Genomic DNA, 21,787 nt, shown 5'->3' with positions numbered 1-21,787 from the left:
GCGGGGTCTGGACGAGGCGGTCGGCGGCATGGACGCCGCCGCCGGCATCGGTCAGGACGGCGGTGGCGACGGCGAGCACGAGACCGGCCCTCGAGGGGAGCCGGGCAGGCGCTGCAGATGCCGCTCGGACGCCGCGTCCGGGGCTGCGGCGGTGACACCACCGGTCGAACCGACGGCGGCTGAACGTTCTGTCACGCATCAATTACGCCACGTCATGAAGGCGGCGGTGCAGAGGCGCGCCGGTCGCCTTCCGGCCGCGGCGCCGGTGTGGCGCACCGCTGACGCCGAGGCGCCTACACCCATTGGGAGCCGTGTCCTTGCTCACGCGGACAGGGAGGCGCGAGCGCCAGGCACGACACCGCTGGCATGGGAGAGGTGGGGCGGGTGGGGCTCGAACCCACGACCCAGGGATTATGAGTCCCATGCTCTGACCAGCTGAGCTACCGCCCCGGACCCGCCAGCCTGCCAGACGGCGCCGCGGCGCCGCAGCCACGTCCTGGGGCCGGTGGGGCGAACTGACAAGGTCCGTTACCCCCCTGTGACATTCGGGCGATCCGCTTGTACCGTCTCTCGCGGCCCATCCGATCCCGCTCCCGAAACCCGGGGGCTCGGACGGGCCCCGCCGAACTCTGCGGCCTCACCGCCGCGGGGACCGGGGACCCACGTTCTCTGGGGTGAATCCCGCCTGCGCCACCACGGGCAGGCAGGTAGGGCATGTTCCGGCCCGAACCCGTCAGCTGACCTGGTAGGCGGATAGAGGAACGGAGACCGTCGCCTTGGCGACCTCGCACCACCTGCGCCACCACGTCCCGGCCGCGCCCGCGCGCCGGGCCCTCAGCCGCACCCGTCGGGCGGCCACCGCCGCCACCGCACTGCTGGCGCTCGCACTGCTCGGGACGTCGACCGCGGCGGCCGCGCCGGGCGACGCGCGCAGCGAGCACGACCGCGTCGAGGCGGAGGTCGCCGACATCGAGCAGCGCGTGCGCGACGCAGAGGAGCGCCTGCAGCAGCTCACCCTCCGGGCAGAGGAGGCCAGCGGCGCCGTGCTCGCCGCGCAGGCCGAGCTCGACCGCGCCCGCGAGCACGCCGACGCCATCGCCGCCGAGCTCGCCGCCGTCCGGGAGGCCGTGGCGAGTACCCAGGGTGAGGTAGCCGCCCTCGGCCGGGAGGCCTACATGGGCAGCGACAAGTCCATGAAGCAGCTGGAGATGGTGCTGCACGCCGACGGCCCGGGGGAGCTCCTCCAGCAGGCCGCGACGCTCGACCTCCTCGGTGAGGATCGCGCGCAGGTGCTCGAGGACCTGCGGGTGGCCGAGGCCCGCGAGGCCCGGCTCGACCAGGAGGCGAAGGCCGCCGTCGCCGAGCGGGATGCCGCAGCGCGCAAGGCCCAGGGCATGCAGGCGGAGGTCGACGCCCTCCTCGCGGCCGCGCAGACCGACTTCGACGCGCTCACCGCCGAGAAGGCGGCGCTGGACGAGCAGCTGCGCGAGGCGGAGATCCGCATGCTCAGCCTCCGCGGCACGGCCGACCCCGTCGCCGCCTGGTCCGAGCAGCAGGCCACCGAGCAGGCGGCCGTGGCGGCGGCTCCCGCGACCGCCGGGGCCGGCCGGCTCACCCAGGGGCGGGTCACCTCCTGCTACGGCAGCCGGTGGGGTACCCAGCACCTCGGCGTGGACATCGCCGCGCCGATCGGCACCCCGATCTTCACGCCGGAGCCCGGGGTCGTGCTGCAGGCCGGGCCGGCCAGCGGGTTCGGCCTCGCCGTCGCCATCCAGCACCACGACGGGGCCATCACCGTCTACGGGCACGTGAACCAGTTCTTCGTCTCGCCGGGCCAGGTCGTCAGCGGTGGGCAGCAGATCGCCGAGGTGGGCAACCGGGGCCAGTCCACCGGCCCGCACCTGCACTTCGAGGTGCACCTCGGTGGCCTGTACGCCAACCGGTCCAACCCGGTGCCGTGGCTGGCCCAGCGCGGCATCACCCTCGGCGGCAGCTGCGGCTGAGGCTGGTTGACGCCATCGGTCAGGATGAGCACGTGCGGACGACGGCGGGGGCGAGCCCGTGGCTGCGGGCGTGGCTCCTCGTCGCGCTGCTCGCGGCCGGCGTGGTCGCCGCCCTCGCCGTCGACGTGCCCACCCTGGCGCAGGTCCGCTCGTGGGCCGACGGCGGCGGCCTCCGGACGTGGCTGCTGCTGATCGCCGCGCAGGGGGTGGTCCTGCTCGCGCCCGTCCCACGGTCGGTGCTGGCGGCGCTGACCGGAGCGGTCCTGGGGTTCGGCGCGGGCTTCGCGGTCGCCTACACCGGTGCCTTCCTGGCGGCGACCGGTGCGTTCTGGCTCGCGCGGGGCCTGGGTCGCCCGGCCGTGGAGCGGCTGGCGGGGCCGCGGCTCGGCCGCGTGGACCGGTTCTCCAGCGACCGGGGCTTCGTCGCGGTGGTGCTGAGCCGGGTGGTCCCGATGGTGCCCTTCGTCCTGGTCAACTACGCGGCGGGCCTGAGCGCTGTACGGCCGCTGACCTACGGCATCGCCACCGCCGTCGGACTGGTACCCGGCACGGTGGTGCAAGTGGGCGCCGGCGCCTCGGCCGGCGCGGTCGTCGCCTGGATGCCGACCGCCACGGTCGCCCCGGTGGTCATCGTGCTGGTGCTGCTGCTGCTTGCCGGTGCGGCCGTGTCGAGGTACCGATCCCGCACCGGCGAGCAGGTGGGCGAGGACGCGGGTCAGCGCCCGCCGAAGAACCGCCCCAGCGCGCCGCCGGCCCCGCCCACGGTGCGGGCGGCCAGCTGAAGGATCGGTCCGCCCGGGATGCCCGGCACCTGCTGGACGATCGGCGCCAGCTGCAGGAGCCCGGGTACGTCGTGGACCTTCAGTCTGCGGCGGGCCACCGCCGGTACCGGGTTCACCCGGCCGGCGGCGGCGTCGAGCAGGAGCTCGGGGGTTGCCTCCACGGCCGGGCCCTCGACGACACCCGGCGGCACCCGTCGCACCCGCCACCCGTCGTCGTCCGCGGTGAACCCCCAGCCGCCGTCGGGTGTCACCAGGCTGACGCGGCCGGCGATGCCCGACGAGGCGGCCAGTGCGCCGGTCACGTCGGTCAGCGCCGCGAGCCCTGACTGCAACACGGGGCCAGGCGGTGGTGGCGCACCGCAGGACACCAGGTCCAGCCCGTGGACGGCGAGCTCGTAGGCCTGTCCGAGGACGACGCTGAGCAGCGGCAGCCGGCCGACGACCGAGACCGCGGGTGCGGTGTCGAGCTCCACCGGCTCGTCGGCCAGGTAGCGGGCCGTCGCCTCGCGGTTGCGGCGCAGGGCGGCCAGCACCTCCGCCCGGGAGGTGTCGCGGTGGGCGGCGGTCACCCGAGCGTTGACCGCGTCCGGGTCGGGGGGCGTGCCGGCGCCGCCGGTCCGGGCCGAGGCGATGAGGTCGGGCAGGGCGGTGTGGTCGTCCCAGCAGCCCAGGTGCACGCAGATCTCGTGGGCCCGCCATCCGGGGAGCCGGGACCGGCGGTCGAGGTCCACCGATTCCGCCTGCGCGAGGAAGGCGTCCCACGCGTCCAGCACCATCCCCGCGACCGCGTCGCGGCCCGCCTCGGCCATGCCCTGGTGTCCGCCCACGCGGAGGCCCTACCCGGAGGCCGCGCGAGGCAGGCACGGCGCACCGTGGCGCCGGTCACCCGCCCGGGTGAGCGCGCCGTCACGCGGCGGCGGGCGCGGACCGATCGCCCCTCCGTGAGCGAGACACCGGCGCGCGACCGCCGAGCGGGCTGGGGCCACGCCTGCGGACGACGGTCGCGCCCGGCGGTCCCGGCCGTGCTGGTCGGCCTGCGGTCCGGCCTGTACCGAGCCGGGCGACGACGTCGAGGACCTGTGCACCGGGCCGACGTCGCCATGTACCGGGCGAAGAGCACCGGCGGCGACCGGGTGGGGGTCCTGGACTCCTGAGCCGGATCCGTCCACGCCGCGTGGCCCTGACGCTACGCACCGTGGTCGGCGACGAGAAGGACGCGCTGGTCGCAGGCGTCTGGGGGTGGATGAGCGCCCCGGACGCCGACTACCGTGCGTAACGACGCTCTGGGGCGCGGCCGCTCGCGTTCCGAGCCCTCGTGGGCCGGTATGGTTCCGGCCCACCGGGCGGACCTGTGAATTCGCTGACGCATGTGGACGCCGCCAGTAACAGATGGTATTGCCCGCTGACCAGCGACAAAGCGGTGCACTGGCGGCCGGGCGAGCGCAACTGTCACTTTCGTCCCAGGAGTCGCAGCCGGGCTGGCGCGATGGGGGCACCATCGTGCAAACTTGTCGCGGGAGCCCTGCTCCGCCACTGCCGATAACGGCGCGTCACCGAATCGATGGGTCCGTAGGGGAAGACGAGACCGATCGAGTCGATGGAGGTGCCCGGTGCAGCGACGGTCAACCCAGGGTGTCGTCTTCGTGCACTCGTGCCCGAAGGCGCTCTGCCAGCACGTCGAGTGGGCGCTGGAACGCGTCGTCGGCGCGCCGGTCTCCCTGTCGTGGGCTGAGCAGCCCGCGGCGCACGGTGCCTACCGTGCCGAAGTGGCGTGGACCGGTTCGCCCGGTACCGGCGCCAAGCTGGTGGCTGCGCTGCGCGCGTGGCCGATGCTGCGCTTCGAGGTGACCGAGGAAGCCAGCCACGGCAACGACGGCGAGCGCATGTCCTACGTGCCCGGGCACGGGGTCTTCCGCGCGCCCACCAGCGCCAACGGCGACCTCATCGTCACCGAGCAGCAGCTGCGGCACCTCGCGGCGACGGCGTCCTCCGTCGAGGCGTTCCGGCACGGCGTCGACCAGCTGCTGGGCGCCGCGTGGGACGCCGACCTGGAGGTCTACCGGCACGCCGGCGACGGCAGCCCCGTCACCTGGCTGCACCAGGTCGTCTGAAGGTCACGATCGGGGCACGACACTCCCGGCCTGGTCGGGGAGCCGTCGTAGCCTGGAGCGGGCCGTCCGGGCGCCGTCGGGGAAGCGGCGCCGGGACGGCCTTTCCACGTGGTGAGGTACTGGAACGGCCCCGTCCAGAGGCTCGCGCCGAGCGTGCGAGGCGTGAGGAGGACGGGGTCCTTCGTCAGAGCGGGATGTTGCCGTGCGCCCCGCGACCGAGCGGTGCTCCGGCGAGCGCCTCGATGAGCCGCTGCCGCGTCCGGGCCGGCTCGACCACCTCGTCGACGACGCCGATCTGCAGCGCCCGGTTGACCCCGCCGGCGATCCGCTCGTGCTCCTCGGCCAGCTGCGCGTGCAGCGCCTCGCGCTCACCGGGCGGGGCGGCGGCCAGCTTCTTCCGGTGCAGGATGCCGACCGCCGCCTTGGCGCCCATGACGGCCACCTCGGCGCCGGGCCAGGCGAACACCTTCGTGGCGCCCAGCGAGCGGGAGTTCATCGCGATGTAGGCGCCGCCGTAGGACTTGCGGGTCACCAGCGTCACGCGCGGGACCACGGCCTCGGCGAACGCGTGCAGGAGCTTGGCGCCGCGGCGCACGACGCCGTCCCACTCCTGGCCCACGCCCGGCAGGTAGCCGGGCACGTCGACCAGCACCACCAGCGGGATGCCGAAGGCGTCGCACATGCGCACGAACCGCGCCGCCTTCTCCGCCGACGCGGAGTCCAGGCAGCCGCCGAGCCGCAGCGGGTTGTTCGCGATCACGCCGACCGTCCGCCCGGCGAGCCGGCCCAGGGTGGTGACGACGTTGGGCGCGAACCGGGGGTGCAGCTCCAGGCCCGGCTCGTCGAGCACCGAGGAGACCAGCGGCTTCACGTCGTAGGCCCGGTTGGTCTGCTCGGGCAGCAGCGCCGCCAGGTCGTTCCCCGCCTCCTCGGCGGCCGGGGCGAAGCTGCCCTGCGCCGCGAGCAGGTCGACGGCCAGCCGGGCGGTCTCCAGGGCGGCGGGCTCGGAGTCGGTGACCACGTGCACCACCCCGCTGCGCCGCCCGTGCGTGTCGGGGCCGCCGAGGCTCTCCATGTCGACGTTCTCGCCGGTCACCGAGCGGACGACCTCCGGCCCGGTGACGAACACCCGGCCGGCCGGACCCATGATCACCAGGTCGGTCAGCGCCGGGCCGTACGCGGCCCCACCGGCCGCGGGGCCGAGCACCACGGACATCTGCGGGATGCGCCCGGACGCGCGGACCATGGCCGCGAAGACCTCGCCGACGGCGTGCAGCGCGGTCACGCCCTCGGCCAGGCGGGCGCCGCCGGAGTGCCAGATCCCGATGACCGGCACGCGCTCGCGCAAGGCGGTGTCGATGGCGTCGACGATGTGCCGGCAGCCGTCGATGCCCATCGCGCCGCCCATCACCGTGGCGTCCGTGCAGAAGGCGACGGCGGGGCTGCCGGACACCGCGCCGCGGGCGGCCAGCACCCCGGAGGTGTCCCGGGTGCCGAGCAGCTGCATGGAGTCGGCGTCGAAGAACCGCCGCAGCCGGTCCTCCGGGTCACGCGGGTCGGGGGCCGTCACGGCGGGCGCGGCCTGGACTGTCGTCACGGGTTCCTCCGGATCGTGTGGCCCCGTCCGGAGGCTCGCCCCGAGCCTGCGAGGGGTGAGAGGGACGGGGTCCTTCTTCAGGCGGTGGTGAAGACCAACGCGATGTTGTGCCCGCCGAAGCCGAACGAGTCGTTGACCGCCGCGGTCAGCTGCGCCCGGCGCGGCTCCCGGCGGACGATGTCGAGGGCCTGCACGGCGGCGTCGTCGTCGGGGTCGTCGAGGTTCGCCGTCGCCGGCACGATCTGCTCGCGCAGCGCCAGGATCGTGAACACCGACTCCAGGGCGCCGGCGGCGCCCAGCAGGTGGCCGGTCTGGCTCTTGGTGGCGCTCACCAGCACGTGCTCGCCCAGCGAGGAGCGGATGGCCGCGGCCTCGGCGGTGTCGCCGACGGGGGTGGAGGTCGCGTGGGCGTTGACGTGCCCCACGTCGGCGGGGGAGAGGCCGGCGTCGCGCAGCGCGGCGGCGATCGCCCGTCCGGCGCCCTCGCCCTCCGGGTGGGGGGCCACCAGGTCGTAGCCGTCGGCGGTCGCGCCCGCGCCGGCCAGGCGGGCGTGCACGCGCGCTCCGCGGGCGGCGGCGGAGTCGGCCCGCTCGAGCACGAGCGCGGCCGCGCCCTCGCCGAGGACGAACCCGTCCCGACCCTTGTCGAACGGGCGGGAGGCGCGCTCGGGCTCGTCGTTGCGGGTCGACATGGCGCGCATGGCGGCGAACCCGGCCATGGGCAGCGGGTGGACGCAGGCCTCCGCGCCACCGACGAGCACGATGTCGGCGCGGTCGAACCGCAGCAGGTCCAGCCCCCAGCGGATGGCCTCGGCGCCCGAGGCGCAGGCGCTCACCGGTGCGTGCACGCCGCCCCTGGCCCCGACGGCCAGGCCCACAGCGGCCGCCGGCCCGTTGGGCATCAGCATCGGGATGGTGAAGGGGGAGACCCGCTTGGGCCCCTTCTGCTCGAGGACGTCGTCCTGGCCCAGCAGCGTCAGCGCCCCGCCGATGCCGGTGCCGAAGACGACCGCGATCCGCTCGGGGGCGACACCGGCGTCGCCGGCCCCGGACTCGGCCCACGCCTGCTCGGCGGCCACGACCGCAACCTGCTGGCTGCGGTCGAGCCGGCGGGCGCGGACCCGGTCGATCTGCTCGGCGGGTTCGGTGGCCAGGCGGGCGACGAGCTGGGCCGGGAACTCCTGCACCCACTCCTCGGTGATCCGGCTGACGCCCGAGCGCCCGGCGAGCAGGGCGTCCCAGGTGCTGGCCACGTCGCCGCCGAGCGGCGTGGTGGCGCCCAGGCCGGTGACGACGACGTCGGTGGTGGACGGGCTCATGGGATCTCCTCGTGCGGACGACGGCCGGGTGGGCCGGATCGGGGGGATCGGGTCCCGCCGGCGGTCGGCCGGCGGGACCCGAGGGGGTCAGCCCTGGTTCTTCTCGATGAAGCTGATCGCGTCGCCCACCGTCTTGATGTTGGCGAGCTGGTCGTCGGGGATGGCGACGCCGAACTTGTCCTCGACGGCGGTGGCGATCTCGACCATCGACAGGGAGTCGACGTCGAGGTCCTCGGTGAAGGACTTCTCCGGGGTGGCGTCCGCTGGGCTCACCCCGGCGACCTCCTCCAGGATCTCGGCCAGACCGGACTGGATCTCCTGGGTGCTCACGCGGGTCCTCTCTCTCGGATGGTGCGGTAGAAGGACCCCGTCCTGCCCGCCACTCGCACGCTCGTGGCGGTGCCCTGGACAGGGCCGTTCGTCGTCCGGGACACGGTGTCCCGGCGAACTGGGGTGGGGCGGCTCACGGGAGCACGACCACCTGGCCGGCGAAGGTGAGGCCGGCGCCGTAACCGAGCAGGAGGGCGACGTCCCCGCTCCTGGCCTCGCCGCTCTCGAGCAGGGCCGCCAGCGCCAGCGGCACGGACGCCGAGGACGTGTTGCCCGAGCGGACGATGTCGCGGGCGATGACCGTGCGCTCGGGCAGCTTCAGCCGCTTGGCCATGAGCTCGATGATCCGCAGGTTCGCCTGGTGCGGCGCGAACACGTCGATGTCGTCGGGGCCGACGCCGGCGCGGCGCATCGCCTCGACCAGGGTGTCGGTGAGCTTCGTGGTGGCCCAGCGGTACACCGCCTGGCCGGCCATGCTCATGCCGGTCTCGTTCTCGGGGATGGCGATCGCCTCGTGCAGGTCGCCGTCGCTGCCCCACACGGCGGGGCCGATGGCCGGCACGTCGGACGCGGTCACGACCGCGGCGCCGGCCCCGTCGGCGAAGATGACCGCCGTCGCCCGGTCGTCGAGGTTGGTGTAGTCGGTCAGCCGCTCGCCGCCGATGACGAGGGCGTTGCGCGCGGTGCCGCTGCGGATGGCGTCGGCCGCGGCGCTGAGCGCGTAGCACCAGCCGGCGCAGCCGGCGTTGACGTCGAAGGCGCCGGGCCGGGGCACGCCGAGCTGGTGGGCGATCCGCGGAGCGAGGCCCGGGATCGCCTTCGGCGGGCTGGTGGTCGCGAGCAGCACCAGGTCGATGTCGCCGGCGTCGAGGCCGCTGGCGGCCAGCGCCTTGCCGCCGGCTGCGACCGACATCTCCACGAGCGTCTCGTCGGGCTCGGCCCAGCGGCGCTCCGCGATGCCGACCCGTGCCTGGATCCACTCGTCGTTGGTGTCCATCCGCTCGGCGAGCTCGGCGTTGGTCACCCGACGGCGGGGCCGGTAGCTGCCGAAGCCGAGGATGCGGGCACCGGGGGCGCCGACCGGGAGCTGGAGTCGGGTCACGAGGACACCTCCGGGTAGAGCCGGGCGATCGGGTCGCCGGCGTCGACGAGGTCACCGTCGTGCACCAGCCACTCGGCCAGCACGCCGTCGTAGCCGGCGGAGACGTTGACCTCCTCCCGGCGGCCGCGGATGCAGCCGAGCGGGGTGCCGGCGGGCAGGTGGGTGCCCTCGGCGATCTCCGCAGGGCTCACCGTCCCGCGGGCGGGCGCGACGACCATCCGCCAGTCGGGCAGGTGCTCGGCCTCCGCGCGGCCGCGCTCGGCCTCGATCAGCTCGCGGGCCCGGTCGAGGTCGGCGGGCGTGCTCACGGCGAGCACCTCGATGCCGGCGCCCTTCCACTCCCGCTTGGCCAGGCCGGCGAGGGCGCCGGCGGGCGGCAGCTCGATCACGGCGGTGACGCCCAGCTCCCGCATGGTCGCCAGGCAGGCGTCGAACCGCACCGGACTGGTGACCTGGGTGACCAGTCGGGAAAGCACCTCGGCGCCGCTGTCGACCGCGGCGCCGTCGGCGTTGGACAGCAGCAGCCGGCTCGGGTCGGCCGGGCGCAGCCCACCGACCAGGCCCTCGAGCTCTTCGCGGGCGCTGGCCATGTACGAGGTGTGGAAGGCGCCGGCGACCGAGAGCGGCATGATCCGCGCCTTCGCCGGCGGGTCGGCCTTGAGCGCGGCGAGACCCTCCAGCGATCCGGCGGCGACGATCTGGCCGGCGCCGTTCATGTTGGCGGGGCTCAGGCCGTGCTCCTCCATGGCGGCCAGCACCTCGTCGGGGTCGCCGCCGAGGACGGCGGACATGCCCGTGGGGGTCTGTGCGCAGGCGGCGGCCATGGCACGGCCGCGGACGGCGGTGAGCGCGATGGCCGCCTCGACGCTCAGCACGCCGGCGAGCGCCGCGGCGGTGAGCTCGCCGACGCTGTGCCCGGTGATGACGACGTCGCGCCCGGTGTGCGGGGTGTGGGCCACCGGCCCCGGCAGCCCACCCAGCTCGCGGGCGACGAACAGGCTCATCGCGACCACGAGCGGCTGGGTGACCGCGGTGTCCTTGATCGCCTCCGCGTCGCCGGTCGTGCCCAGGGAGAGCAGGTCCGCGCCGGCGATCGCGCCGGCCCAGCGGAAGAACGGTTCGGCGCCGGGGAGGTCGAGCCAGTCGGTCAGCATCCCGGGCTTCTGCGCACCCTGACCCGGGGCGAGGACGGCGAGCACCCCACCACCGTGCCAGTGATCACCGGTCCCGCGCGCGGCGGCCGGGCACGAAAGCACCCTGGTGATCTTTGTCGAGTTCCTCCAAAACACGCGCGGGTTCAGGGGCTCGAGGCGCGTTCCTGTGGTGGGAACCGGACCGTCCGGGTCAGTGCCAGAGGGAGCGGTCGTGGTCCAGCGCGGCGAGCGCGAGGGCCACCTGCAGGGTCCAGCTGCCCCGGGGGTCGGTCGCCGACAGCCCGGTGAGCTCCGCGGCCCGCCGCAGCCGGTACCGCACGGTGTTGGGGTGCACGAAGATCGCCCGGGCGCTCGCCTCGAGGTTGCCCCCGCTGCTCAGCACCGCGCGCACCGTGTCCAGCACCCCGCCACCGGCCGAGCGCAGCGGCGCGGCCACGTGCTCGTGCAGGGCGGTGCGGGCCAGCGGGTCGCCGTCGAGCGCGCGCTCGGCGAGCAGGGCGTCCGCCGCGACCGGGCGCGGCGCCTCCGGCCAGGCGGCCGCTGCCCGCAGCCCGGCCAGCGCCGCGGCGGCGGAGACGGCGGCGCGTCCCAGCCCGTCCACGACCGGGCCGGTGACCACCGGACCCGCACCGAAGTCGTCCGCGACCCGCTCCGCAGCGGCCTCGAGGTCGCCGGTGCCGCCCAGGACGACCACCAGCTGGTCGGCGTGCACGCCGACCAGCACGTCGCAGCCCAGCCCGCGGGCGGCCCGGCGCACGGCCCCGTGCGGATCGTCGTGCCCGGTCGGCGTCGCCCCCACGACGACGAGCGCCGGCGTGCCGGCGGCCCAGCCCAGCGCCGCGGCCCGGCCGGAGAGCTCCTCGGAACGCTCGCCACGCACCAGCGCGTCGACCACCAGCGCCTCCAGGCGCGCGTCCCAGGCGCCCCGGTTCTCCGCGAAGGTGGCGTAGACGTGTGCGGTGGCGAAGGCGACCTCGCGGCTGAACTGCAGCACGGCGAGCCGCAGCGCCTCCTCGTCGCCGGGCTCGGCGACCGATGCGACGCGTTCCTCCGTCACCTCGACCGTGACCTTGATGAGGTCGACGGTCTGCTTCAGCGCCACGGCCCGCACCAGCTCGCGCGGTGCCGCCCCGAACACCTCGCCGGTGAGGCGGGGGGGCCGCCCGGGGTTGCGGCACCACTCGACGAGCGATGCGATGCCGGCCTGGGCGACGAGGGTGACCCACGAGCGCTGGTCGGCCGGCATGGCCCGGAACCAGGGCAGGTCCTCGTCCATCCGGGCCACGGCCTGCGTGGCCAACGACCCCGACGCCCGCTCCAGCCGCCGCAGCGTCGCGTCGCTCGGCGGGCGGTTGCTCACCCGGCTCACCGGGTCAGCGTGTCACGCCCCCCGGGATCGGGGAGAGTGCAGGTGTGGACCATGCCTCGGCCGGTGCTCGCTGGGACGGCGGGAGCGCCGCGGTGAGCGGCCTCGACTCCCGCGTGGTGCTGGCGCCCGACGACGGCTCGCTGGGCCCGCTGCTGCGGATCGCCGACGACCGGCTCGGGCCGGGCGCCGGCTACGGCCGGCACGAGCACCGGGCGGTCGACGTCGTCGCCGTCGTCCTGGACGGGGCCCTGCACCACCGGTGGGGCCCGGGGGTCGACCTGACCGCCGGTGACGTCGCGGTGCTCCGCGCGGGGGATGGGCTGGTCCACGACGAGGTGGCCGGCGACCGGGGAGCGCGGGTGCTGCAGTGCTACCTGCGCAGCGCCGCTCCCGCGGAGCCCGCGACGCACGCGGTGCACCGGTCGCCCGGTGGGTGGCTGGACCTGGGCCGCGGGGACGCCCGGCTGTGGGTGGCCCGCCCGCAGGCGGGGGAGGAGGTCGCGCCGCCCCCGGGGCTGGTGCTCGTCGCCGACGCCTCCGGCGTGCGACGGCACGATGCCGGGCCGGTGGGCACCGGCCCGGCGTCCGCGGTCCTCGTGTGGCAACTCGACGCCGGCCGCCCCGACTGGGCAGAGTGGTGAGCATGGAATCGGCCTCCTCGCAGGATCCCGCCGCGAGCGCGCGAGCGGAGGGAGGCGAGGAGGTCCTTCCGCTGCTCGCCGCCGCGTACTCGGACGCCGACCGCACCATCGAGCTGCGGCGGCAGCTGCACCGCCACCCGGAGATCGGGCTGCACCTGCCCCGGACGCAGGCCACGGTGCTGGAGGCGTTCGCCGAACTCCCGCTGGAGGTCACCACCGGCACCACCACGAGCTCGGTCGTGGGCGTGCTGCGCGGGGCACGGCCGGGCCCCACGTTCCTGCTCCGCGGCGACATGGACGCGCTGCCCGTGCACGAGGACAGCGCCCTGCCCTTCGCCTCCGAGGTCCCCGGCGTGATGCACGCCTGCGGGCACGACACCCACGTGGCGATGCTGGTGGGCGCCGCCCGGCTGCTCGCCGCCCGCCGGGACGAGCTGGCCGGGCAGGTGGTGTTCATGGTGCAGCCGGGGGAGGAGGGCTTCCACGGTGCGCGCTACATGCTCGAGGAGGGCCTGCTCGACGTCGTCCCCGAGGCGCCGGTGAGCGGCGCCTTCGCGCTGCACATCTCCTCGACGCTGCCCAGCGGGACGGTGAACGTCCGGCCCGGGCCGATGATGGCCGCCGCCGACCAGTGGCGGATGACGCTGCGCGGCCGGGGCGGCCACGCCTCGGAGCCGCACGCGGCCGCCGACCCGATCCCGGTGGCGGCCGAGATCGTGCTGGCCCTGCAGGCGATGGTGACCCGGCGGGTCGACGTCTTCGACCCGGCCGTCGTGACCGTCGCGCACATCGAGGCAGGGTCGACCAACAACGTCATCCCCGACACCGCCTACCTCGAGGGCACGATCCGGACGCTGTCGGCCGAGCGTCGTGCTGACGTGGTCGCCTCGGTGCGGCGGGTCGCCACCCACGTCGCCGCCGCCCACGAGATGGAGCTGCACTGGGAGCACTTCGAGGGCTACCCGGTCACCATGAACGACCCCGGCATGGCCGCCCACGTGCTGACCACGGCGGCCGAGCTGCTGGGCCGGGACGCCGCCGTGCTGATGCCGGCCCCGCTGATGGGTGCCGAGGACTTCGCCTATGTGCTGCAGCGGGTGCCCGGCGTCATGGCGTGGCTCGGCGCCCGCCCGCACGGCATCGACCCGGCCACGGCGCCGCCCAACCACTCCAACCTGGTCGTGTTCGACGAGGAGCCGCTGCCGGCCGGCGTGGCGCTCTACGCCCAGATGGCGCTGCGCGCCCTCAGCGGTTAGGCGGAGCCGCGGCGCACCAGGGAGGTGCCGCAGACGCGAGCCGCGGCCTCGGCCCCGGACCCGGCCGAGCCGATCTGGTCGAGCAGCAGGTCGACCAGCCCACTGGTCATCTCCTCCAGTGGCTGGGCCACGGTCGTCAACGGGGGGTCGCAGGCCGCCGCCACCTCGGCGTCGTCGAACCCCACCACCGCGACGTCGTCGGGCACCCGCCGGCCGGCTGCCCGCAGGACGCGCAGCGCCCCGACCGCCATGGGGTCGGAGGCGACGAATACGGCGTCCAGGTCGGGGACGTCGGTCAGGAGCCGGGTCATGGCGCGTGAGCCCCCGGCCTCGGTGAAGTCGCCCTCGGCGACCAGCTCCGGCCGGGCGGGCACGCCGGCGGCGGCTAGCGCGGCGCGGTACCCGGCCAGCCGGTCCAGACCCGCCACCATGTCGAGCGGGCCGGTGACCGTGCCGACCCGGGTGCGGCCCAGCGACAGCAGGTGGGCGGTGGCGGTGGTGGCCCCGCCGACGTTGTCGGCGTCGACGTAGGGCACCGGCCGGCCGTCGAGCGGCCGCCCGGACATCACGAGCGGCACGGGGGAGCGGGCGAGCAGGTCGGGCAGCAGGTCGTCGCGGTGCAGCGAGATGAGGATGACGCCGTCGACGTGCCCCTGCTGGACGTAGCGGGCGACCTTCTCCTGCTCCCGCCGGCCGCGGGCGGCCAGCAGCACCAGGTTCAGGTCGGTCTCGGCCAGCCGGGCCGACAGCCCGCGGACGATGCGGGCGAAGAAGGGGTCGGCGAAGATCTGGGTGTTGGACTCCGACAGCACCAGCGCGAGGGTGTCGGTGCGCCGGGTGACCAGGCTGCGGGCCATCCGGTTGGGGACGTACCGCAGCGCCTCGACGGCGGCGTGCACCGCGTCCCGGGCCTGCGGGCTGACGCGCGGCGAGTCGTTGATGACCCGCGACACCGTTGCCCGGGAGACCCCGGCGAGCGCGGCCACCTGCTCCAGCGTGGGCGTCGGAGGTCGCGCACCGGCGGTGGTCATGGCACCTCCTCCGCGGTCACGGGCGGCGACCGGTACCGGGCCGCCGGGAGGTCACGGTAGTGCGCGCCGGTCGTCCGCACGAGGTCTGCGAGGAGCTCCGCCCGTCCGGGCGAGACGACCGGGCGCTCGGTGTGAGAGCGTTCTCACCGCGTCACCGGCGCACGCCCGCCGGCCGGCGCCCCGGTCCCACCGACCCGCCCAAGGAGCAGTGTGCCCATGTCCTCGACCGACAGCCGTCCGGAGCTCGCCGAAGGGCTCACCTTCCCGCCCGGGTTCTTCTTCGGCGCCGCCACCGCGGCCTACCAGATCGAGGGCGCCGTCGACGTCGACGGCCGGGGCCCCTCCATCTGGGACACCTTCAGCCACACCCCGGGCCGGACCTTCCGGGGCGACACCGGGGACGTCGCCGTCGAGCACTACACCCGGTATCCCGAGGACATCGCGCTGATGAAGGAGCTGGGCCTGTCGGCCTACCGGTTCTCCGTGGCGTGGCCGCGAGTGCTGCCCGAGGGCGCCGGCCGCGTGGAGCAGCGGGGCCTGGACTTCTACCGCCGCCTGGTCGACGAGCTGCTGGAGCAGGGCGTGGACCCCTGGCTGACGCTCTACCACTGGGACCTGCCGCAGGCGCTGCAGGACCGCGGCGGCTGGACCGACCGGGAGACCGCAGCCCGCTTCGCCGACTACGCCGGCATCGTCCACGACGCGCTCGGGGACCGGGTGCGGCACTGGTCGACGCTCAACGAGCCGATGGTGAGCGCCCTGCTCGGCCACCAGTCGGGGGCGCACGCGCCGGGCATCCGCGACGCCGTCTCCGCCTCCCGCGCGGTGCACCACCTGCTGCTCGGCCACGGGCTGGCCAGCCGGGTGCTGCGCGAGAAGGGCGTCGACCACCTGGGCATCACGCTGAACTTCACGCCGATGTCCCCGGCCAGCGACCGGCCGGAGGACGTCGACGCCGCCCGTCGGCTCGACGGGCAGCAGAACCGGATGTTCCTCGTGCCGATCGTCTCCGGTGCCTACCCCGAGGACGTCGTCGCCGACCTGGCCGCTGCCGGCGCCCCGCTGCCGGTGGAGGACGGCGACCTCGAGGTCATCTCCGCGCCGCTGGACTGGCTGGGCGTCAACTACTACTTCGAGCAGACGGTGCGGGCCGGCGCGCGACCCGAGGACATGCCGCCGACCTCGTTCATCGGGGGAGAGGACGTCGTCGAGCTGGACCCGGAAGGGGTCACGACGACGATGGGCTGGGGGGTCAGCCCGGAGGCGTTCACCCGGCTCCTGCTGTGGCTCGAGGAGCAGGCGCCCGGGCTCCCCCTGGTCATCACGGAGAACGGCTCGGCCTGGGACGACGAGGTCTCCGCCGACGGGGCCGTGCACGACCCCGAGCGCACCGACTTCCTGCTCCGGCACCTGGCGGCGCTCCAGGCGGCCATGGACGACGGCGTCGACGTCCGCGGCTACTTCGCCTGGTCGCTGCTGGACAACTTCGAGTGGGCCCGCGGCTACGCCCAGCGGTTCGGCCTCGTGCACGTCGACTACGAGACCCAGCGGCGCACGATCAAGGACAGCGGTCGCGCCTACGCGGAGATCATCCGCCGCCACCGCGCACGCTGAACGGACGGCGGGGCACTCACCGTGCCCCGCCGTCGGCCCCCTCGCAGGGTCCCGCCGCGAGCGTGCGAGCGGTGGGGGGCGAGGGGGTCCTCTTTCAGGTGGCGGGGCTGGGGTCCGACCGCTCGTCGGCCGGCGCGGCCTGCACGTCGCGCACCCGGTACTTCTCCACCGCCTCGCGCACCCGTGCCCGGTCCACCTGGCCCTCGTCGGCCAGCGAGGCGAGCGTGCGCACCACGATCGACTCGGCGTCGACGTGGAAGTGCCGCCGCAGCGCCGGGCGGGTGTCGGAGAGCCCGAACCCGTCGGTGCCCAGCGTCGCCATGCCGCCGGGCACGTACGGCGCGATCAGGTCGGGGACGGCGCGCATCCAGTCCGACACCGCCACGACCGGACCCACCGTCTCCTGCAGCCGCGCGGTCACGAACGGCGTCCGCGGCTCCTCCTCGGGGTGCAGGAGGTTCCACTCCGCGCACTCGTCGGCCTGCCGGCGCAGCTCGTTCCACGACGTCACCGACCAGACGTCGGCGCTCACGCCCCAGTCCTGGGCCAGCAGTTCCTGGGCCCGCAGCGCCCACGGCACGGCGACGCCGGACGCGAGCACCTGCGCCTTGACCTCGCCGGCCGCGCCGTCGTCGGCCCGCGGGCCCTCGGCGTAGCGGTACATGCCGGCCAGCAGGCCCTGCACGTCCAGGTCCTCCGGCTCGGCCGGCTGGCTGAACGGCTCGTTGTAGACCGTCAGGTAGTACATGACGTCGGGGGAGCGGGAGCCGCCCAGCGGGGCGCCCGGGTCCTCGCCGTACATGCGCACGAGGGCGTCGCGGGTGATGTGCGCGACCTCGTAGGAGAACGCCGGGTCGTAGGACACCACCGCCGGGTTGGTGTGCGCCAGAAGGAGCGAGTGGCCGTCCTCGTGCTGGAGCCCCTCGCCGTTGAGCGTCGTCCGCCCGGCGGTGGCACCGAGCAGGAAGCCGCGGCTCATCTGGTCGGCGGCGGCCCAGATGGAGTCGCCGGTCCGCTGGAACCCGAACATCGAGTAGAAGATGTAGATCGGGATCATCGGCTCGCCGTGGGTCGAGTACGACGTGGCGGCGGCCGTGAACGACGCCGTCGAGCCGGCCTCGTTGATCCCCTCGTGCAGGATCTGGCCCTGCTCGGACTCCTTGTAGGTGAGCATCAGCTCGCGGTCGACCGAGGTGTAGCGCTGGCCGGCCGGGTTGTAGATCTTCTGGGTCGGGAAGAGGGAGTCCATCCCGAAGGTGCGCGCCTCGTCGGGGATGATCGGCACGAAGCGCGGGCCGAGCTCGGAGTCCTTGAGCAGCTCCTTGAGCAGGCGGACGAACGCCATCGTCGTCGCCACCTCCTGCTTGCCCGAGCCGCGGCGCAGGACGTCGAGGGCCTTGTCCTCGGGCGCCTTGAGCGTCTTGAACTCCGCCCGCCGGCGCGGCACCGCCCCGCCGAGCGCCCGGCGCCGCTCGAGCATGTACTGCATCTCGTCGGAGTCGGGGTCCGGCTTGTAGTAGGGCGGCAGGGTCTTGTCCAGCGCCGAGTCGGGGATGTCCAGGTAGAGCCGGTCGCGGAAGGCGGCGAGGTCCTCGGCGGTCAGCTTCTTCATCTGGTGCGTGGAGTTGCGGCCCTCGAAGTGGCTGCCCAGGGTCCAGCCCTTGATGGTCTTGGCGAGGATGACCGTCGGCTGGCCCTTGTGCTCCATCGCGGCCTTGTAGGCGGCGTAGACCTTGCGGTAGTCGTGGCCCCCGCGGGCGAGGTCCCAGACCTCCTTGTCGCTCATCCCCTCGACGAGCTTGCGGGTGCGCGGGTCGCGGCCGAAGAAGTGCTCGCGGACGAAGGCGCCGTCCTCGGCCTTGTAGGTCTGGTAGTCGCCGTCGGGCGTCTGGTTCATCAGGTTGACCAGGGCGCCGTCGCGGTCGGCCGCCAGCAGCTTGTCCCAGCCGCGGCCCCAGATCACCTTGATGACGTTCCAGCCGGCGCCGCGGAAGAACGACTCCAGCTCCTGGATGACCTTGCCGTTGCCGCGCACCGGGCCGTCGAGCCGCTGCAGGTTGCAGTTGATGACGAAGGTGAGGTTGTCCAGCTCCTCGCGGGCGGCCAGTCCGATGGCGCCCAGCGACTCGGGCTCGTCCATCTCGCCGTCGCCGAGGAACGCCCACACGTGCTGGTCGGAGGTGTCCTTGACCCCGCGCGCGTGCAGGTAGCGGTTGAACCGCGCCTGGTAGATCGCGTTGAGCGGGCCGAGCCCCATCGAGACGGTCGGAAACTCCCAGAACTCGGGCATCAGCCGGGGGTGCGGGTAGGACGACAGCCCGCCGCCGGGGTGGCTGACCTCCTGCCGGAAGCCGTCGAGCTGCTGCTCGGTGAGCCGGCCCTCGAGGAAGGCGCGGGCGTAGATGCCGGGGGAGGCGTGCCCCTGGAACCAGATCTGGTCGCCGCCGCCGGGGTGGTCCTTGCCGCGGAAGAAGTGGTTGAACCCGACCTCGTACAGCGACGCCGACGAGGCGTAGGAGGAGATGTGCCCGCCGACGCCGACCCCGGGACGCTGCGCCCGGTGCACCATGATCGCGGCGTTCCACCGGATGTAGGCGCGGATGCGCCGCTCGGCGTCCTCGTCACCGGGGAACCAGGGCTCGCGCTCCGGCGGGATGGTGTTGATGTAGTCGGTGCTGCGCAGGGCCGGCACGCCCACCTGCTGCTCCCGGCTGCGCTGCAGCATCCGGAGCATGAGGTAGCGGGCCCGGTTGCGGCCCGCGTGGTCGACGACCGCGTCGAGGGACTCCAGCCACTCCTGGGTCTCGTCGGGGTCGGTGTCGACCAGCTGGCTGGGGAGCCCGTCGGTGATGACCGCGCGGGCCTGTCCTGCGCGGGCGGGGTCGCCGTCCGGCTGCTGCGGTGCGCTCATGGCTCCATCGTCTCCTGCCGACGTCCTCCCCGTCACGTCTGTGTCCGCTCTGCGGAAAAGTCGTGTCGGACGCGCGCCCCCGGTGCGCCCGGTGCACGCAGGCTTGCGCCCCGCCCCGTATGCCCTACGCTTCCGCCTGCGGTGCATCGACGAGACGGCGCCGCCCCGGATGCCCGGCCACGACGGCCGGACGACGGCGTCGACGACAGCGAGAGGGGTGACATGACCGGGGTGCGGGTGGTTCTCCCGCTGGTCGTGTCGATCTCCGCCGCGTGCCCGTCCGTCGCCCGCTCGGTCTTCCCGTGACGCCTTCGTGCGTGATCACCGGCCGGGCCGGGCACCGGACACCCCACACCTGGCCAGCAGTAGGCCGACCCATGGAGGAGCAGCAGGGATGAGCGTCGACAGCGCCGGCATGGCGGCCCGGCTGGGCATCAAGCCGGGCATGGTCGTGCAGGAGCTCGGCTGGAGCGAGGACGCCGACGAGGACCTGCGCGACTCGATCATCGAGGCGTCCGGCAGCGAGATGGTGGACGAGGACACCGACGAGGTGGCCGACGTCGTCATCCTCTGGTGGCGCGAGGACGACGGCGACCTGTTCGACGCCCTCACCGACGCGCTGACCTCGCTGGGCGACGAGGGCGTCGTCTGGCTGCTGGTCCCGAAGTCCGGCCGGCCCGGGCACGTGGAGCCCGGCGACGTCACCGAGGTCGCCCCCACGGCCGGTCTCTCGCAGACCAGCAGCATCTCCGCGGCCAAGGACTGGTCCGGCATCCGGCTGGTCACCCCGAAGGCGGCGCGCAGCCGCCGCTGAAAGAGGACCCTGTCCTCCTCATCCCTCGCACGCTCGGGACGAGCCTCTGGACGGGGCCGACGGGGGCCGTTCCAGCCGGTCACCACGGGTGGGGCACGATCACGGGCATGAGCCTCTCCGTCGGTGACCGCGCGCCCGAGTTCAGCCTGCCCGACCAGGACAAGCAGGTCGTGTCCCTGGCCGACCTGCGCGGCACGCCCGTGCTCCTCGTCTTCTACCCCTTCGCCTTCTCCGGCATCTGCACCGGCGAGCTCTGCCAGCTGCGCGACGAGCTGACCTCCTACACCGGTGCGGGGGTGAAGGTGCTGGCCATCAGCACCGATCCCGTCTTCAGCCTCAAGGCGTTCAAGGCGCAGGAGAACCTCGAGTTCCCGCTGCTCTCGGACTTCTGGCCGCACGGCGAGGTCGCGCAGGCCTACGGGGTGTTTAACGAGAAGGCCGGCATGGCCCTGCGCGGCACGTTCCTCGTCGACGCCGAGGGCGCCATCGCCTTCGCCGAGGTCAACGCCCCCGGCGACGCCCGCCAGCAGTCCGGCTGGAAGGACGCGGTCGCGCAGCTCGTGGCTGCCTGACCGGCCGCCCGGCCAGGGGTCTCCCCGCGCGCTCGCGAGTGGCGAGCGGCGGGGAGGTCCTTACGCTGGGCCGGCGGGGCGCGTAGCTCAGCGGTAGAGCTCTCGCCTTACAAGCGAGCGGTCGCAGGTTCGAACCCTGTCGCGCCCACCCCGTCGTCCTCGGAGCAACCGGTGGCGCAGCGGGCGATGCCGCGTACGCCGGTCAGGCGGCGACGGGCGCCTCGGACGCCGGGGCCGGCTCGGCGGGCTTCGGGAACGCCGGCCGCAGGAACGCCGGCGCCCGGAACGGGGTCCACTCGCCCTCGGGCTGCGCCAGCCGGTCGGCGATCGCCCAGAGCGCCGCCGGGTGGTGGCCGATGCCGAGGTGGCTGGCCATGACCGCGATGTTCTCGCAGCGCTCACCGGGCACGTTCAGGCAGGTCTGCCAGTGCACGATGCCGTCGAGGTGGGAGTAGATCGACGTCGCGGGCACCGGCAGGGGGCAGCCCTCGGACTCCAGCGGGAACTGGCGCTGCTCCACGTGCAGGTGGGCGTAGCGGTCGAACGCCTTCGACGCCCGGGTCTGGCTGTGCCGCTCGATGCGGAACGGGCTGCCGAGGGTGATCACCTGGCGCACCTGGTCGGGGCACTGCCGGGCGAGGTCGCGGGCGAAGATGCCGCCGAGGCTCCAGCCGATGACCGTCACCTCGCGGCCGTAGCGGCCGTGCAGGTAGTCGAGCTTGTCGCGCAGCCCGTTGACGCAGACGGCGGTCGGGCCGATGTTGCGCCCCAGCCCCCAGCCGTGCACCCGGTAGTCCAGCCGCCGGAGCGTCGCGCGGAGGACCCGGGTGGAGGAGTCGTCGGCGAGCAGGCCGGGGAGGACGAGCACGGGGTGGCCGTCTCCCTTGGGCAGGCGAGCCGTGAGCGGGCGGGCCGCCAGGTAGAGGCCGTAGTCGGCGAACGCCCGGCCGGGCTCGGTGAGGTAGAGCGGGAGTGCGGGGCCGTCACCCTGCTGTCGTGCCACGTCGTCCTCCAGGCTGCCGTCCATGTGTGCACGGGCTCTACCAAGATGCGGCCTGGCTCACACCTGAGGTGGCTGCACGCGCGGGCACATGTTGCCGAACTGTGTCCTGCGTCATAGCGGACGTTCGCGTACCGCCACGTGACGCGGCCTGCCCGCGCTGCGACCGGTGGCACCACGT

General features: G+C 74.4%; 19 protein-coding genes, 2 tRNA genes and 1 riboswitch. Of the genes, 10 read left to right on the top strand and 11 right to left on the bottom strand.

Annotated features, from left to right (window positions below; genetic code table 11):
* Window positions 1–376: 376 nt before the first annotated feature.
* Window positions 377–450, bottom strand: a tRNA-Ile gene (locus ACI799_RS10165).
* 160 nt (window positions 451–610) lie between these two features.
* A riboswitch (cyclic di-AMP (ydaO/yuaA leader) is annotated at window positions 611–766 on the top strand.
* A gap of 10 nt (window positions 767–776) precedes the next feature.
* On the opposite strand from ACI799_RS10165, the gene ACI799_RS10160 reads away from it, so the two are divergent.
* Together ACI799_RS10160 and ACI799_RS10155 are read left to right on the top strand one after the other, a co-directional pair.
* Window positions 777–2,003 carry a murein hydrolase activator EnvC family protein gene (locus ACI799_RS10160; protein ID WP_456588977.1) on the top strand — a complete coding sequence of 409 codons (1,227 nt, stop codon included), beginning with the start codon at window positions 777–779 and terminating at the stop codon, window positions 2,001–2,003.
* Between the two features lie 32 nt (window positions 2,004–2,035).
* A complete protein-coding gene (locus tag ACI799_RS10155; protein WP_456613003.1) occupies window positions 2,036–2,785 on the top strand; it encodes a TVP38/TMEM64 family protein in 750 nt (249 codons plus the stop codon).
* On the opposite strand, the gene ACI799_RS10150 is transcribed toward ACI799_RS10155, so the two are convergent.
* Window positions 2,719–3,612, bottom strand: coding sequence for a maleylpyruvate isomerase N-terminal domain-containing protein (locus ACI799_RS10150; protein ID WP_456613002.1), 894 nt, complete (start codon window positions 3,610–3,612; stop codon window positions 2,719–2,721). The two genes, ACI799_RS10155 and ACI799_RS10150, sit on opposite strands and share 67 nt — an antisense overlap.
* Before the next feature lie 783 nt (window positions 3,613–4,395).
* On the opposite strand from ACI799_RS10150, the gene ACI799_RS10145 reads away from it, so the two are divergent.
* Complete coding sequence (locus ACI799_RS10145) at window positions 4,396–4,896, top strand: DUF3145 domain-containing protein (RefSeq protein WP_456588980.1); 501 nt, start codon at window positions 4,396–4,398, stop codon at window positions 4,894–4,896.
* Window positions 4,897–5,080: 184 nt separating this feature from the next.
* Here the strand turns inward: ACI799_RS10145 and ACI799_RS10140 are convergent, their stop codons facing one another.
* The 6 genes from ACI799_RS10140 to ACI799_RS10115 form a co-directional block, all read right to left on the bottom strand.
* Entirely contained in the window at window positions 5,081–6,493 is a 1,413-nt protein-coding gene (locus ACI799_RS10140) for an acyl-CoA carboxylase subunit beta (RefSeq protein WP_456613001.1), read from the bottom strand.
* Between the two features lie 77 nt (window positions 6,494–6,570).
* A complete protein-coding gene (locus tag ACI799_RS10135; RefSeq protein WP_456588982.1) occupies window positions 6,571–7,812 on the bottom strand; it encodes a beta-ketoacyl-[acyl-carrier-protein] synthase family protein in 1,242 nt (413 codons plus the stop codon).
* A gap of 87 nt (window positions 7,813–7,899) precedes the next feature.
* A complete protein-coding gene (locus ACI799_RS10130; protein ID WP_347060094.1) occupies window positions 7,900–8,142 on the bottom strand; it encodes an acyl carrier protein in 243 nt (80 codons plus the stop codon).
* A 133-nt stretch (window positions 8,143–8,275) separates the two neighbouring features.
* Complete coding sequence (locus tag ACI799_RS10125) at window positions 8,276–9,244, bottom strand: beta-ketoacyl-ACP synthase III (protein ID WP_456613000.1); 969 nt, start codon at window positions 9,242–9,244, stop codon at window positions 8,276–8,278.
* Entirely contained in the window at window positions 9,241–10,443 is a 1,203-nt protein-coding gene (locus ACI799_RS10120) for an acyltransferase domain-containing protein (protein WP_456612999.1), read from the bottom strand. The genes ACI799_RS10125 and ACI799_RS10120 overlap by 4 nt, the downstream gene beginning before the upstream one ends.
* Window positions 10,444–10,588: 145 nt before the next feature.
* Window positions 10,589–11,767: a PucR family transcriptional regulator gene (locus tag ACI799_RS10115; protein ID WP_456588985.1), complete on the bottom strand. Its 1,179-nt coding sequence runs from the start codon at window positions 11,765–11,767 to the stop codon at window positions 10,589–10,591.
* Between the two features lie 44 nt (window positions 11,768–11,811).
* On the opposite strand from ACI799_RS10115, the gene ACI799_RS10110 reads away from it, so the two are divergent.
* Together ACI799_RS10110 and ACI799_RS10105 are read left to right on the top strand one after the other, a co-directional pair.
* A complete protein-coding gene (locus ACI799_RS10110) occupies window positions 11,812–12,408 on the top strand; it encodes a pirin family protein (RefSeq protein ID WP_456612998.1) in 597 nt (198 codons plus the stop codon).
* A gap of 2 nt (window positions 12,409–12,410) precedes the next feature.
* Entirely contained in the window at window positions 12,411–13,664 is a 1,254-nt protein-coding gene (locus ACI799_RS10105; protein ID WP_456599169.1) for a M20 metallopeptidase family protein, read from the top strand.
* Here the strand turns inward: ACI799_RS10105 and ACI799_RS10100 are convergent.
* Window positions 13,661–14,695 (bottom strand): LacI family DNA-binding transcriptional regulator, encoded by a 1,035-nt coding sequence (locus ACI799_RS10100; RefSeq protein ID WP_456588988.1) that lies wholly within the window; start codon window positions 14,693–14,695, stop codon window positions 13,661–13,663. The genes ACI799_RS10105 and ACI799_RS10100 overlap by 4 nt on opposite strands.
* A 216-nt stretch (window positions 14,696–14,911) precedes the next feature.
* Between ACI799_RS10100 and ACI799_RS10095 the strand changes: the two genes are divergently transcribed.
* Window positions 14,912–16,309: a GH1 family beta-glucosidase gene (locus ACI799_RS10095; protein WP_456612997.1), complete on the top strand. Its 1,398-nt coding sequence runs from the start codon at window positions 14,912–14,914 to the stop codon at window positions 16,307–16,309.
* A 94-nt stretch (window positions 16,310–16,403) separates the two neighbouring features.
* Here ACI799_RS10095 and aceE read toward each other — a convergent pair whose 3' ends face one another.
* Window positions 16,404–19,220, bottom strand: coding sequence for a pyruvate dehydrogenase (acetyl-transferring), homodimeric type (gene aceE, locus ACI799_RS10090; protein WP_456612996.1), 2,817 nt, complete (start codon window positions 19,218–19,220; stop codon window positions 16,404–16,406).
* Window positions 19,221–19,361: 141 nt separating this feature from the next.
* Here aceE and ACI799_RS10085 point away from each other — a divergent pair, with 141 nt between their 5' ends.
* The 4 genes from ACI799_RS10085 to ACI799_RS10070 all read left to right on the top strand — a co-directional run bounded on the left by ACI799_RS10085 (window position 19,362) and on the right by ACI799_RS10070 (window position 20,754).
* Entirely contained in the window at window positions 19,362–19,526 is a 165-nt protein-coding gene (locus ACI799_RS10085; protein WP_456588991.1) for a hypothetical protein, read from the top strand.
* Between the two features lie 88 nt (window positions 19,527–19,614).
* Window positions 19,615–20,034 carry a DUF3052 domain-containing protein gene (locus tag ACI799_RS10080; RefSeq protein ID WP_456588992.1) on the top strand — a complete coding sequence of 140 codons (420 nt, stop codon included), beginning with the start codon at window positions 19,615–19,617 and terminating at the stop codon, window positions 20,032–20,034.
* Between the two features lie 107 nt (window positions 20,035–20,141).
* The gene (locus ACI799_RS10075; protein ID WP_456588993.1) at window positions 20,142–20,606 is read left to right on the top strand and encodes a peroxiredoxin; all 465 of its coding nucleotides are present in this window, start codon (window positions 20,142–20,144) and stop codon (window positions 20,604–20,606) included.
* 76 nt (window positions 20,607–20,682) lie between these two features.
* A tRNA-Val gene (locus tag ACI799_RS10070) sits at window positions 20,683–20,754 on the top strand.
* Window positions 20,755–20,808: 54 nt separating this feature from the next.
* On the opposite strand, the gene ACI799_RS10065 is transcribed toward ACI799_RS10070, so the two are convergent.
* Window positions 20,809–21,609, bottom strand: coding sequence for an esterase/lipase family protein (locus tag ACI799_RS10065; protein ID WP_456612995.1), 801 nt, complete (start codon window positions 21,607–21,609; stop codon window positions 20,809–20,811).
* Window positions 21,610–21,787 lie beyond the last annotated feature (178 nt).

Source organism: Blastococcus sp. SYSU DS0753 (assembly GCF_054051175.1).
Note: the sequence above shows the minus strand (reverse complement) of the source record. Positions and strands in the feature narration are given on the sequence as shown.

Coding starts and splice junctions, on each gene's coding strand:
- ACI799_RS10135 (WP_456588982.1), bottom strand. CDS start 7,812: ATGAGCCCGTCCACCACCGACGTCGTCGTCACCGGCCTGGGCGCCACC.
- ACI799_RS10105 (WP_456599169.1), top strand. CDS start 12,411: ATGGAATCGGCCTCCTCGCAGGATCCCGCCGCGAGCGCGCGAGCGGAG.
- ACI799_RS10100 (WP_456588988.1), bottom strand. CDS start 14,695: ATGACCACCGCCGGTGCGCGACCTCCGACGCCCACGCTGGAGCAGGTG.
- ACI799_RS10095 (WP_456612997.1), top strand. CDS start 14,912: ATGTCCTCGACCGACAGCCGTCCGGAGCTCGCCGAAGGGCTCACCTTC.
- aceE (WP_456612996.1), bottom strand. CDS start 19,220: ATGAGCGCACCGCAGCAGCCGGACGGCGACCCCGCCCGCGCAGGACAG.
- ACI799_RS10080 (WP_456588992.1), top strand. CDS start 19,615: ATGAGCGTCGACAGCGCCGGCATGGCGGCCCGGCTGGGCATCAAGCCG.
- ACI799_RS10075 (WP_456588993.1), top strand. CDS start 20,142: ATGAGCCTCTCCGTCGGTGACCGCGCGCCCGAGTTCAGCCTGCCCGAC.